The 12,509-nt window shown below is 66.8% G+C and carries 13 protein-coding genes; 9 read left to right on the top strand and 4 right to left on the bottom strand.

Going from position 1 to position 12,509, the window contains the following annotated elements; translation table 11 throughout:
- The first annotated feature begins 47 nt into the window (after nt 1–47).
- The 6 genes from MMB92_RS19525 (at nt 48) to MMB92_RS19550 (ending at nt 7,114) form a co-directional block, all read left to right on the top strand.
- Nucleotides 48–284: a hypothetical protein gene (locus MMB92_RS19525; RefSeq protein WP_154641320.1), complete on the top strand. Its 237-nt coding sequence runs from the start codon at nt 48–50 to the stop codon at nt 282–284.
- Nucleotides 285–807: 523 nt separating this feature from the next.
- Nucleotides 808–1,320 (top strand): fimbrial protein, encoded by a 513-nt coding sequence (locus MMB92_RS19530; protein WP_006486075.1) that lies wholly within the window; start codon nt 808–810, stop codon nt 1,318–1,320.
- Nucleotides 1,321–1,442: 122 nt separating this feature from the next.
- Complete coding sequence (locus MMB92_RS19535) at nt 1,443–3,896, top strand: fimbria/pilus outer membrane usher protein (protein ID WP_277562875.1); 2,454 nt, start codon at nt 1,443–1,445, stop codon at nt 3,894–3,896.
- Nucleotides 3,897–3,977: 81 nt separating this feature from the next.
- Nucleotides 3,978–4,658 carry a molecular chaperone gene (locus tag MMB92_RS19540; RefSeq protein WP_227745498.1) on the top strand — a complete coding sequence of 227 codons (681 nt, stop codon included), beginning with the start codon at nt 3,978–3,980 and terminating at the stop codon, nt 4,656–4,658.
- Nucleotides 4,655–5,680, top strand: a complete 1,026-nt coding sequence (locus MMB92_RS19545; RefSeq protein ID WP_006486070.1) for a fimbrial protein — start codon at nt 4,655–4,657, stop codon at nt 5,678–5,680. Before MMB92_RS19540 ends, MMB92_RS19545 begins: the two co-directional genes overlap by 4 nt.
- Before the next feature lie 84 nt (nt 5,681–5,764).
- Nucleotides 5,765–7,114, top strand: a complete 1,350-nt coding sequence (locus MMB92_RS19550; protein ID WP_062884547.1) for a hypothetical protein — start codon at nt 5,765–5,767, stop codon at nt 7,112–7,114.
- A 178-nt stretch (nt 7,115–7,292) separates the two neighbouring features.
- Here MMB92_RS19550 and MMB92_RS19555 read toward each other — a convergent pair whose 3' ends face one another.
- Both MMB92_RS19555 and MMB92_RS19560 read right to left on the bottom strand, forming a co-directional pair.
- Nucleotides 7,293–8,057: an rRNA adenine N-6-methyltransferase family protein gene (locus MMB92_RS19555; protein ID WP_277562865.1), complete on the bottom strand. Its 765-nt coding sequence runs from the start codon at nt 8,055–8,057 to the stop codon at nt 7,293–7,295.
- A 42-nt stretch (nt 8,058–8,099) separates the two neighbouring features.
- Nucleotides 8,100–8,627: a VTT domain-containing protein gene (locus MMB92_RS19560; RefSeq protein WP_034201948.1), complete on the bottom strand. Its 528-nt coding sequence runs from the start codon at nt 8,625–8,627 to the stop codon at nt 8,100–8,102.
- Nucleotides 8,628–8,920: 293 nt separating this feature from the next.
- Between MMB92_RS19560 and MMB92_RS19565 the strand changes: the two genes are divergently transcribed.
- Together MMB92_RS19565 and MMB92_RS19570 are read left to right on the top strand one after the other, a co-directional pair.
- Entirely contained in the window at nt 8,921–9,586 is a 666-nt protein-coding gene (locus MMB92_RS19565) for a response regulator transcription factor (protein WP_006486077.1), read from the top strand.
- Nucleotides 9,583–10,962, top strand: coding sequence for an ATP-binding protein (locus tag MMB92_RS19570; protein WP_212246566.1), 1,380 nt, complete (start codon nt 9,583–9,585; stop codon nt 10,960–10,962). The genes MMB92_RS19565 and MMB92_RS19570 overlap by 4 nt, the downstream gene beginning before the upstream one ends.
- Nucleotides 10,963–11,037: 75 nt before the next feature.
- Here the strand turns inward: MMB92_RS19570 and MMB92_RS19575 are convergent, their stop codons facing one another.
- Nucleotides 11,038–11,175, bottom strand: a complete 138-nt coding sequence (locus MMB92_RS19575) for an HHHH-motif protein (RefSeq protein ID WP_006486072.1) — start codon at nt 11,173–11,175, stop codon at nt 11,038–11,040.
- A 46-nt stretch (nt 11,176–11,221) separates the two neighbouring features.
- Entirely contained in the window at nt 11,222–11,467 is a 246-nt protein-coding gene (locus MMB92_RS19580) for a hypothetical protein (protein ID WP_006491479.1), read from the bottom strand.
- A gap of 293 nt (nt 11,468–11,760) precedes the next feature.
- Here MMB92_RS19580 and MMB92_RS19585 point away from each other — a divergent pair, with 293 nt between their 5' ends.
- The gene (locus MMB92_RS19585; RefSeq protein ID WP_034201800.1) at nt 11,761–12,429 is read left to right on the top strand and encodes an RNA polymerase factor sigma-70; all 669 of its coding nucleotides are present in this window, start codon (nt 11,761–11,763) and stop codon (nt 12,427–12,429) included.
- Nucleotides 12,430–12,509 lie beyond the last annotated feature (80 nt).

Here is a 12,509-nt window from a genome sequence, read left to right on the forward strand (position 1 = left end):
CGATTCGACGTGCGGCCGCCATTTCAACAGGGCGTGCCGTGCCCGCCATGCCGCCGATCATCGTCGGCATTTCCTTTCGCTGTTCGGCGCCCCCGCTCTCCGCTCTTTCATCGCTCGGCGGGGCGGCGGCGCTGCTTTCGCGGCGTCCCGCATCCGTGGGTCGATCGTGTCATCTGCCGGCGCAAACGTATGCGCGGCGCTTCGTCGTTTTCATCCCGTCCAATCCGGCACGCCAGCCGCGTTCCGGCGACTGCACATGCATGCGATTCAAGATCGGCAATTGACGAAAGAATTAATCAATGTATTGGAATTAATGGTGGCGGCAAAATGTCGCGGTAAAACGTTTTTATGCTTTTCGCAATCGTTTGCGTGATAAGTCCGTATTGATGAAATGCCGTCTTTAATTTCCTGTCAGTTGAAAATGAGTCGATATTCGCGTTGCAATCGGGCAACGATGGCGGCGCAGGACAATGTTTTGTCTTTTGAGTGGCGGTTCCGCACGAGCCAATGTCGGCAAGGGAGAGCGGGGGTGGCGACGATTATCGGCAAGAAATTCCCTTAATCTTCAATCGGTTCCGAAAAATAAAAAAGGACTGCGGATAAAAATTTTGGGATTGTAAATTCAAAAGAAAGAGTGCCGTTTTAGAGTGCGGAATCGAACATTGTCAGAATCATTTGACAATGATTTACAGAAATCTTTCATGGTTATCTCGATAATGCCGCCTCGTGTCGGACGGGAGCCACCATGCGCTGCCGTTTGTGTCCGCCACGTCGTCCATTCCATTTGCACTCCTTACGGGAAACGTCATGAAAAAATCCATCCTGACCGCTGTCGCACTCGCGGCCCTGTCCACCTCGGCCTTCGCAGCGGGCACCGGCACGATCAACTTCACGGGCGAGATCGTCGCGGGCGCATGCGGCATCGATTCGAACTCGGTCAACCAGACCGTGCAGCTCGGCAAGGTGCCGACCAACAAGTTCAAGCAGGCCGGCGACAAGTCGGACCCGGTGTCGTTCGACATCAAGCTGACCGACTGCGACACCAGCATCGCGCAGAACGCGTACTTCACGTTCACGGGCACGTCGAGCGCCGGCCAGCCGAAGCTGCTCGCCACGATCGGTTCGGCCACCAACGTCGGCATCCGCCTGCAAGCCGCGTCGGGCGAATACCTCGACAACGGCGCCGAGCAGAAGGCGCCGACGCTGCTGCAGAACGGCACGAACACCGCACGCTTCGCGGCGATGTACGAAGCGACGGCAGCCGGCGTGACGCCGGGTACCGCCGACGGCGTCGCGAACTTCACGGTCCGCTACCAGTAAGCGTCCGTACCGGAGGAGGGGTGCATGCATCCCTTCCTCCTTCCTCTTTCCTCCCGTTTTCCTTCTCCCTGGACTCTCGGTAGCGCCGCGTGCGAATCAGACATTCCTTCCTTTGCGTCTCCGTGCTGGTCGTCGGCAGCCAGAGCCAGGCGACGGAATTCAATTCGTCGTTCCTCGACATCGACGGAACGAGCAACGTCGACCTGTCGCAGTTCTCGCAGGCGGACTTCACGCTGCCCGGCGAGTACATGCTCGACGTGCAGGTCAACGACCTGTTCTACGGGGTGCAAGCGATCGAATTCATCGCGGTCGACGCGTCGGGCGCCGGCAAGCCGTGCCTGCGGCCCGAGCTCGTCGCGCAGTTCGGGCTGAAGCCGTCGCTCGTGAAGGATCTGCCGCGCTTCCAGGGCGGGCGTTGCGTTGACCTCGGCGCGATCGAGGGCGCGACCGTGCGTTACCTGAAAAGCGACGGGCGGCTCAAGATCACGATTCCGCAGGCCGCGCTCGAATTCACCGATTCGACCTACCTGCCGCCGGCGCGCTGGTCCGAAGGCATTCCGGGGGCGATGCTCGATTACCGCGTGATCGCGAACACGAACCGCAACTTCGGTGCGGGCGGCGGACAGACGAATGCGATCCAGGCCTACGGGACGGTGGGCGCGAACTGGGATGCGTGGCGCTTTCGCGGCGACTACCAGGCGCAATCGAACGTGGGTAACACGGCGTACGCGGACCGGACGTTCCGCTTCAGCCGGCTGTATGCGTTTCGCGCGCTGCCATCGATCCAGTCGACGGTGACGTTCGGCGACGACTACCTGACCTCCGACATTTTCGACACGTTCGCGCTGACGGGCGCGTCGATCCGCAGCGACGACCGCATGCTGCCGCCGTCGCTGCGCGGCTATGCGCCGCTGATCTCGGGCGTCGCGCGCACCAACGCGACCGTGACGGTGTCGCAGGCCGGCCGCGTGCTGTACGTGACGCGCGTGTCGCCGGGCGCGTTCGCGCTGCAGAACATCAACACGAGCGTGCAGGGCACGCTCGACGTGGCGGTCGAGGAAGAAGACGGCAGCGTGCAGCGCTTCCAGGTGACGACGGCCGCCGTGCCGTTCCTCGCGCGCGCCGGGCAGTTGCGCTACAAGGCCGCGGTCGGCAAGCCGCGCCTGTTCGGCGGCGCCGGCATCACGCCGTTCTTCGGCTTCGGCGAAATCGCGTACGGCCTGCCGTTCGACGTCACGGCGTATGGCGGTTTCATCGCCGCGTCGGGCTACACGTCGATCGCGCTCGGCGTCGGTCGCGATTTCGGCGCGTTCGGCGCGGTGTCGGCCGACGTCACGCATGCGCGGGCGAAGCTGTGGTGGAACGGCGCGACGCGCAACGGCAACTCGTATCGCATCAACTATTCGAAGCACTTCGACGGGCTCGATGCCGACGTGCGCTTCTTCGGCTACCGCTTCTCCGAGCGCGAATACACGAACTTCGCACAGTTCTCCGGCGACCCGACCGCATACGGCCTCGCCAACAGCAAGCAGCGCTACTCGGCGACGCTGTCGAAGCGTTTCGGCGACACGTCGACCTATTTTTCCTACGACCAGACGACCTACTGGGAACGTGCGAACGAGCAGCGCGTCGGCCTCACGCTGACGCGCGCGTTTTCGATCGGCACGCTGCGCAACCTGAACGTCAGCGTGTCGGCTTTCCGCACGCAGAGCGCGGGCGCAAGCGGCAACCAGGTCTCGGTCACCGCGACGTTGCCGATCGGCGGGCGTCACACCGTCACGTCGAACCTGACGACGGGCAGCGGCAGCACGAGCGTGAACGCGGGCTACATCTACGACGATCCGAATGGCCGCACCTACCAGATCAACGCGGGCGCGACCGACGGACGCGCGTCGGCGAACGCGAGCTACCGCCAGCGCTCGTCGGCGTATCAGCTGACCGCGCAGGCATCGACGCTCGCCAACGCGTATGCGGCCGCGTCGCTCGAAGTCGACGGCTCGTTCGTCGCGACGCAGTACGGCGTGTCCGCGCACGCCAACGGCAATGCGGGCGACACGCGGCTGCTGGTGTCGACCGACGGCGTGCCCGACGTGCCGCTGTCCGGCACGCTCACGCATACCGATTCGCGCGGCTACGCGGTGCTCGACGGCATCTCGCCGTACAACGTGTACGACGCGACCGTCAACGTCGAGAAGCTGCCGCTCGAAGTGCAGGTGACGAACCCGATCCAGCGCATGGTGCTGACCGACGGCGCGATCGGCTTCGTGAAGTTCTCCGCCGCGCGCGGCAGCAACCTGTACCTGACGCTGACCGACGCGGCCGGCAAGCCGCTGCCCTTCGGGGCGTCGGTGCAGGACGCGGCGAACGGCAAGGAACTCGGCATCGTCGGCGAAGCCGGCGCGGCGTTCCTGACCCAGGTTCAGCCGAAATCCACGCTGGCGGTGCGGGCGGGCGAACGCACGCTCTGCACGATCGCCGCGCTGCCGAACCAGCTCCAACTCGAAGGCACGCCGATTCCGGTGACGTGCCAGCCACCCGGCGAGTCGCATGCAGCGGCCGCGCGGGCCGAACGATGATTTCACGGATCCACGATGAAGCATTCCTTTTCCCGTTCTTTCCCGCGGCGCGCGCTGGGCGTGTTCGCGACCGTCGGCGCGATGCTGGCAGGTGCCGCCCAGGCGGCGATCGTGCCCGATCGCACGCGTGTGATCTTCAACGAAGGCGAGCAGGCCGCGATCGTCACGATCACCAACAAGAGCACGACGTATCCGTATCTCGTGCAGTCGTGGCTCGAAGATGCGAAGGGCAACAAGATCACGTCGCCGCTGATGGTCGTGCCGCCGCTGCAGCGGGTCGAGGCGAACGAGCGCAACGTGCTGCGGATCGCGAAGCTGCCCGGTGCGCAACTGCCGGCCGATCGCGAGACGGTGTTCTACCTGAACATCCGCGAAGTGCCGCCGAAGACCGACACGCCGAACACGCTGCAGATCGCGCTGCATACGCAGATGAAGCTGTTCTACCGGCCGAAGGCCGCGCAGCCCGCGCGCGACGAGGACTGGACGTTGCCGATGACGCTGCGGGTCGATGCGGCCGCGCACAAGCTGGTGTTCGACAACCCGACGCCTTACCACGTGACGGTGGTCGACGTGAGCGCGGGCGCGCAGAAGACGCCGGTGCCGATCGAGCCGACGATGGTGAGCCCGATGAGCACGGCCGAGGTGCCGTTCAAGGCCGCGACGCCGTCGACGCTGTTCGTCACGCACATCGACGACTACGGCGGCCAGGTGGCGGTCGAGTATGCGTGCGAGGCCGGTGCGTGCAAGAGCGTGAAGAAATGAGCGGGGGCGCGAAACAACGCGTGTCGCCGTTCGCGACGTGGCTGCGCTGGGCCGTGCTCGCGATGCTGATCGCGGTCGCGCAGCCGGCATGGGCGCTGCGCTGCCTGGCCGACGGCGGCGCCGATTCGCTCACCGAGCCGATCGGCGGCGTCGCATCGTATCCGACGGATGCGCCGGACGGATACGTGATCTGGGTATCGCCGCCACGCACGACGACGGGGTACTGCTACAAGGACTACGGCGGGGCCGCACTGAACTTTGCCGAACAGGTTTACTTCTACGCGAACCCGAGATCGCAGGATCCCGCCGCCTGGGGGCTCGAGATCGGCATTCGCTATGGTGGCCGCGACTATTTCGGCCTGGGCAGCGGACCGGGCGCGCGCGTGGAAACCACCACCACCGTCGGCACGTGTTCGCAGTGGAACTTCGACCGGGGGCTGTGCCCGAAGGTGCCGCTCAGCATCACCTATCAGGTGGTGGTGCGCAAGAAGGGCCAATGGATGCAGCCGCCGAACGATATCTATGCGGTCTTCCAGTTCGACGGCAAGGGCGGCCTCAACGCGGCTCGATCGAGTTTCCAGTACCGGTTGAGCGGGTTGTCGCGTCTGAAGCCGACACCCTGCCTCGTCGACGTGCTGGTGACGCCCGAGCCCGGCATCGTCAATTTCGGTCAGGTGCAGACTACCGGCAACGGCTTCCTGCCTGCCGTGCCGCGTCGGCGGTTCTCGTTGTCGCTGTCGAAGAAATGCAGCATTCCGATTCGCGTCGACGGCTATTTCGAGGCGACCAAGGGCGCCGTGCAGAACGGTTTGCTGGTGCCGGCGAAGGACAGCAACTTCGGAATCGGTCTCGAGGACAGCCAGGGCAAGCCGATCGACTTCAACAAGCAGTTCACGCTCACGCAGTTCGCGGCCAACGTTGCGAATCAGACCGTGATGCTCGATGCGGTGCTCAAGTCGTTCGGACCACCGAAGATCGGGCCGTTCGACGCGGCCGCAACGATCCGGATTTTCCTGTATTGAGCGTGGTGCGGCATGAGCGGCGTGCACCGCGCAACATGCTGCCTGTACCGGATTTTCATTGATGTACGGACGGAGGAGAAGGGGATGCATCCGAGACGCAGTGTCGTCGCGGCCGTGCTGGCCGTGTCGGCGATGAGCGCGGTTCACGCGCAGACGGTATCGGCCGGCGGTTATTCGCTGACCGTGATCGGCGACCTGGGCGGGCCGCGCAACGTGCGGTACGACGGCAATGCCGTCAGCGCTGACGTCAAGACGATCATCGGTTCCTACTGGAGCGAAGCGCAGCCCGGTGGCTCGATGGCCTTCTCGTGGTCGGCCGCGACGGGCTGGCAGCGGCTGGCCGCGCCGGCGAATGCCTATGATTCGCAGGCACGGACGGTGTCGGCCGATGGGCAGGTGATCGGCGGGTCGATCAGTGCGCGCGAGACGGACGGCAGCAACCTCGATCGATGGGCGGTGCGATGGCCCGGCGACGGTCGCACGCAGAAACTCGTTCCGGATACGGCGGGCCGGGATGCATCGGTTGACGTTGCGAACCTCGCCGGCACGAGGATGGCGGGCAGCCTGACGACGACCGGCGGCCGGAATGCACGGTTCATGTGGGACCAGCCGAGGGGTTTTCGCGAGTTGCCGCCGGGCGGCGACTATCTCGTGCACCTGCTCGCGATGACCTCGTCCGGGAACGCGGCAGTCGGGTTCGCCGGCAATGTCGACGGCGTGTATGGCTCGCGTGCGCTTCTTTGGTCGGAACGAACCGGCGAACGACTGTTGCCGACGATCAACGCGGGCGTGGCCAGAATGGATCTGGCCCGTGGCGTGACCGAGGACGAACGGACGATCGCCGGCGCGCTCGGCACCCTGGTGGTCACGCCGGATGGGCAACGGGTCGACTCGGAGGCCGTGCTGTGGACGAACGGCGGCGACGACATCCAGCGGCTCGGTTTTCTCGACGGCGACGACAATAGCCATGCGTCGTCGATCAGCACGGACGGGCGGGTTGTCATCGGCGAATCGGGCAACCGGCAGACCGGTGTCGCGCGCGTCTTCGTGTGGACGCCGCAAAGCGGCATGCGCAGCCTCGTTGCGTTGCTCGAAGCGGCCGGCCTGTCGGTCGGCACGCTGAACCTGGTCAACGTGATCGGCGTGAGCCCCGACGGGCAGACCATCACGGGGCAGGGTTATCGCGACGGCGATCCCGACTACCGGCCGCAGTTCTGGCAAGTGCACATCGATGCGGCGACACTGCGCGCGCTGCGGCCGGCGAGCCCGGGGGCCGACGCGTTGCGGGCGCGGGCGACGCAGCCGAAGGCGATGGCGGTGTCGCGCATGCTGGCCGCGCAGCCGAAGGCAGCGATGCAGCGAAGCGCCTGCCGCCTGCCCGTCATCCCGGCGCGGCTCGCGTCGTGCCGGCTGCTGTTGCCGGCCGCGCGCTAGCGAGCAGGGTCGCATGCAGGTGAAGCGATGAAACGAGGCGCCGTTTTACGGCGCCTCGTTTTGTTTACCGCATCGCCGCGGCACACCTTGTGCCCGTGATGCTCGCTGCGGCACACGCAGTGCGGTTGCGCTTCCCCGATGGCCGGCGCGGGCAGTGCGGCGGCCATGGCGGCCGCGCTCACAGTTCGACGGCTCGGCTGTTTATCTGCCGATGCGAATCGGCACGGCCCGAACCAACGCACGGCACCTCGCTCGGGGACAGCACGACAGCGCCGGGGCGCCGGGTCGCGTCCCGACCACGCAAAGCCGTTGCATCGACAACCCTCTCCAGCGACGGCAGCGCACGAGCCCGGTGCCTGCCGGCCACGTCGTCGAGCCGTTCGAACCGGTACACGAAGGCCGGCGGAAAATTCATCCACGCGACGCCGATCCGGACGGCGCGCATGCGCATCGCCTCCAGACAGCGCGCCGGAATCGGGCAGCGCGGCACATAGGTGAACTGATAGAACGCGCCACCGGCAGCCAGGTGGCGCACGAACGCGCCGTGCACGATCGCGACGGCCCGTTCGACCGGCATCGCGACGAGCGGCAACCCGCTCACGATCGCATGCGCGCGCTCCCCGCCGAAGAAGTCGCCGGTCATCCCGAGCTGGGCCGCGTCCATCTGCATCACCCGCAACGCGGGAAACTGATGCCGCAGCGCGTTCGCGAACGCAGGGTCGGCTTCCACGAGCACCAGCCGGTCGCTCGCGACGCCGCGCGCGAGCAGCGCGCGCGTGAACACGCCGGTGCCCGCCCCGAGTTCGATCACGGACGCGCCGTCGCGCGGGACATGCGCGGTGATCAGCGCGGCGAGCGCCGGGCCGGATGGCGCGAGGGCGCCGACCCGGCGCGGATGGCGCAACCACGTACGCAGAAACAGCATCCATTCGGGGATTCGCATCGGCAGGCTCCTGGTGGATCGATCGGTCAATGACGGGCGCGGCTAGGCGGCCGCTTGCGCGGCGAGATAGCCGGCCGTGATGAACAGCGTGTTCCATAGCGCGATGCCGGCCGCGGCGCCGGATGCGAAACGCGTGAAGCTCGTTTCCAGCAATCCGGCGAGCGCCGGCGCGACGAGCCGGACGAACGGCACCAGTTGCGACCACAGGGCGAGCCGCGTGGGCCGCGCGCGGATACCTTCGATCAGCGCGTCGATTCGCGCGGGCTGCATCCTGCCCAGCGGCGCGAGGCGGCGCAGCAGGGTCAGCACGCCGTCTTCCGGCCACAGATTGCCGAGCGCGTAATGAAAGAGGCAGCCGGCGAAACTGCCGAGCACCGTGACGACGATCGCTTCCGGCAAGGTCCACGCACCTTGCGCACCGGCGACGCCGATCATCGCGAGCAGCACGTGCGACGGCAGCACGGGAATCAGCCGTTCGATCAGCGACAGCCCGGCGAGGCAGACGATGCTGTTGGCGCTGGCCAGGCTCAGCGCGAGGCCGAACGGAACGAGCGTGGCGAACTGGTTCATCGCACCGCTCCCGTGCGACGCGTGCACGACGCGCGGAACGTGCACGACGCGTGCGGTCTTCCATGCCAGAATGGCCCGTACCGGCCCGGCGCGAAGGGGGTGCGCCGCGCCGTCTTGCATCGCAGCAACGGAATCGAACAACAGAACACGGTCATGGCGGGCCTCTCGGGAAAGCGCCGGATGCAGGGCGCCGGCAATGCGGCGATCGACACGCATCGTGGCCCTTCGGCTTTAAGAAGTTTTTAATCGCGGTCCGTCACGCTGGCGACCTCGCCATTCGAGGAGCGATACCGATGCATATCCTGCTGGTGGAAGACGATGTGATGCTGGCCGACGCCGTGCGGGCCGGCCTCGCGCAGAACGGCTGGCGCGCGGACTGGTCGGCCGACGTGCCGGCGGCACGGCTCGCGCTCGTCGGGCACGACTACGACGCGGTGCTGCTGGACCTGCAACTGCCGGGCGCATCCGGTTTCACGCTGCTGGCCGCGATGCGCGCGAACTACGATGCGACGCCGGTGCTGATCGTGACCGCGCGCGATCAGTTGAGCGACCGTATCCGCGGCCTCGACGCCGGCGCCGACGACTATCTCGTGAAGCCGTTCCAGCTGGACGAGCTTTATGCGCGGCTTCGCGCGCTGACGCGCCGCAGCCAGGGCCGCGTGTCGGAGCGGCTCGTTTGCCGCGATGTCCACGTCGATCCGGCGCGCCGGGAAGTCACGCGCGCCGGCGAACCGGTCGCGCTGAGCATCCACGAATACCGGACGCTGCTCGCGCTGATGGAGCGGCAAGGGCGAGTCGTCACGCGCGCGCAGCTCGAGGAGCGCGTGTACGGCAACGACGGCGCAATCGAAAGCAACACGATCGCGGTGTACATCCATCAACTGCGGCGCAAGCTCGGCGACGAACTGATCGTGACGGTGCACGGCTTCGGCTATCGCATCGGGGAGGGCACAGCATGAGGTCGCTGCGTATCCGCCTGCTCGCGACCGTGATGGCGACGGTCGTCGTGTTCTGGGCCGGCTGGGGCGCGTTTCTCGGCATCGCCCTGTGGCGCGAACAGCGCGGCTGGCGCGACGGCTTGCTCGAGGGCGCCGCGCAACTGCTGCTGTTGTCGTTGCCCGATACGATCGATCGCCTGCCGGAAGTGCGCGCGCAGGCGGTGGCGCCGAAAGCCGCATACGGCAAATACGACGTCGCGTTCCAGATCTGGGTCGACGGCCGCAACGTCATGCACAGCGCCGATGCGCCGGGGCCGGCGCTCAAGCCGGACATGCGCGACGGCTACGGCGTGAGCGCCGGGCGCGGGATCGCGCACGACGAGACCTGGCGGGTCTATTCGCTATCGGGTTCGACCGGCCGGATTCACGTGCAGACCGGCGGGCCGGCCACGACCTGGCAGGAGAAGGCCAGCAATGCGGTGCAGCTCGGCCTGTTCAATACGGCGGTGATGCTCGCGATGCTGGGCGTGGCGATCTGGTGGGGGATCCGCTGGTCGTTCGGGCCGGTGCGCGACGTTCAGCGGGCGATCCAGCACAAGGCCGCATTCGATTTCTCGCCGTTGCCGCTGCTGACGCTGCCGCGCGAGCTTCGACCGCTCGTCGAATCGTTCAATCGGCTGCTCGCGCGGCTGAGTCAGGCCGTCGATACCGAGCGCCGTTTCATCGGCGATGCGGCGCACGAGTTGCGCATTCCGCTGGCGGCATTGTCGGCGCAGGCGGAAGTGGCGTTGCGGGCGGACAGTCCGGCGGACAAGGACGCCGCGCTGCGCCGGCTGGCAACGGGCGTGGAGCGCAGCGCGCGGCTGTCGGCGCAATTGCTCGAACTGGCGCGGCTGGATGCCGGCTCGCGTGCGGAGCAGCACGGGCCGGTCGACCTGGCGCGGCTCGTTGCGCTGATCGCGAGCGACTTCGATGCGGCCGCGCATGCGCGCCGGCAGACGGTGCGGGTGGCGATCGAGCCGGTATGCGTGTGGGGCGATCTCGACGAAATCGCGATCGCGGTGCGCAACCTGATCGACAACGCGCTGCGTTACGGCCGTGAAGGCGGACGGGTCGAGATCACGTGCGATGGCGCCGTGGAGGCGGGGCGGGTCAGGCTGCGGATCGCGGACGACGGGCCGGGCGTGCCGGTCGACCAGCGCGAGCGGATTTTCGAACGCTTTTACCGGGTGCCGGGCACCGCGCAGCCGGGAAGCGGCATCGGCCTGTCGCTGGTCGCGCGGATCGCCGAGTCTCATGGCGGAGCCGTCGACGTGACGGCCGGTATCGACGGGCACGGGCTCGCGGTGATCCTGTCGTTCCCGATCTGGCTCGCGCCGGAGCGATGGCAGGATTAGCGGCGGACGCCGCCTGGCGTTCGCAACGAAAAAAGCGCCGGCAAGCGGCGCTTGTTCGCATCGGCGGCGCGACGCTCAACGCACCCAGCGGCACACCTTGTGATGGTGATGCTCGAAGTGACACACGCGGTGCGGATGCGCTTCGGCGATGGCCGGCGCGAGTATGGCAGCGGCCATGGCGGCGGCGGTAAGGGTTTTCAGTAGCGTCTTCATGTCGAGGTCCTGTCGTCGAATGATGGATCAAGGGCGCGTCGCGGCATCACCACTGCGGCCGCTGATCGTCGCGGCGGTCATCCGGGCGATCGTCGCGGCGGTCGCGGTCGTCACGCGGGCCGGCATGCCGGGCTTCCCAGTCGCGGCGCTCCCAGTAGCGATTTCCGTCCCAGTAACGATCGCCATGCCAGCCGATCGTGACTTCGGCAGGGCCGGGGTAGGCGACGCACCCGGCGAGCATCACGCTCGACAGCGCGCCCACCATGACTGCGGATAACACGATGGCTTTCATGTCGTTCTCTCTTGGAAACGGCAGGTCGATCGTACGAGCCCCCAAAATTTCACGTGGTAAGAAGTTGCTACCGCCGATGACACGGGCGGGCGGTTCGTCAGGAACATGAAAGCATGCGTCGGCGGTGTGCGAACCGTCCGCGCGGCGCAGACGCACCCATGTCCGCTCCGGCAACGATTCGGATCATTGTTCAGACAAATCCTGACAACCGAAAGGGTCATCCTGTAATCGGATTGAGAATGATTTGCGTTTACGTTAAATTGCGCTATCTCGGAATTTGACGGAGCAGATCGATGGCCATGGCGGAAGTGCTCGACCGACCGGCGGCGGCAGCGGCAAACCCGTTCCTCGGCAGTTATCCGGACCTGCCGCCGCGCGCCGCGCCGCGTGCGCGCCGGGCGTCCGAGCCCCGCGCGCAGGGCGCGCTGCTCGACGTGCTGATCTCGCATCGCGCGATGCTCGTCAACGTCGCGCGCGGCTTCGTCGGCTGCGCGAGCCGCGCGGAAGACGTCGTGCACGACGTGTTCGTGAAGCTCGTCGAATTCCCGAACCAGGACGCGGTGCGCCAGCCGGTCGCCTATGTGACGCGGATGGTGCGCAACGCGTCGATCGACGCGTGCCGTCGGCAAAGCCTCGAAAACGTCTATCACACGGAAGAGGACGACGGCTTCGACGTGCCGTCGCCCGAGCCGACGCCGGAAGCCGCGCTGATGACGCGCGACACGCTGCGGCGCGTGTGGGCCGCCCTCGACGACCTGCCGGCGCGCAGCCGCGCGGCGTTCGAGATGGTGCGGCTGCGCGAGGAAACGCTGCAGACCGCGGCGCGCGCGCTGAACGTGTCGCAGACGCTCGTGCATTTCATGGTGCGCGACGCGGAGCGCCACTGCGCGGAATGCCTCGACGCGTGCCATCGCGGCGTCGCCTGTCCGGTGTTCCTGGGCGGCCGCGCGCGGCGGCGGTAAAAAAACGCGCCGGCCAACCGTCTATCAGACAGGAGCGGCCGAATACGCCGCTTCGCCTCCTTCAACCGCCCAGCGATTTC

Source organism: Burkholderia sp. IO2 (genome assembly GCF_029522185.1).
Lineage (GTDB): Bacteria > Pseudomonadota > Gammaproteobacteria > Burkholderiales > Burkholderiaceae > Burkholderia > Burkholderia cenocepacia.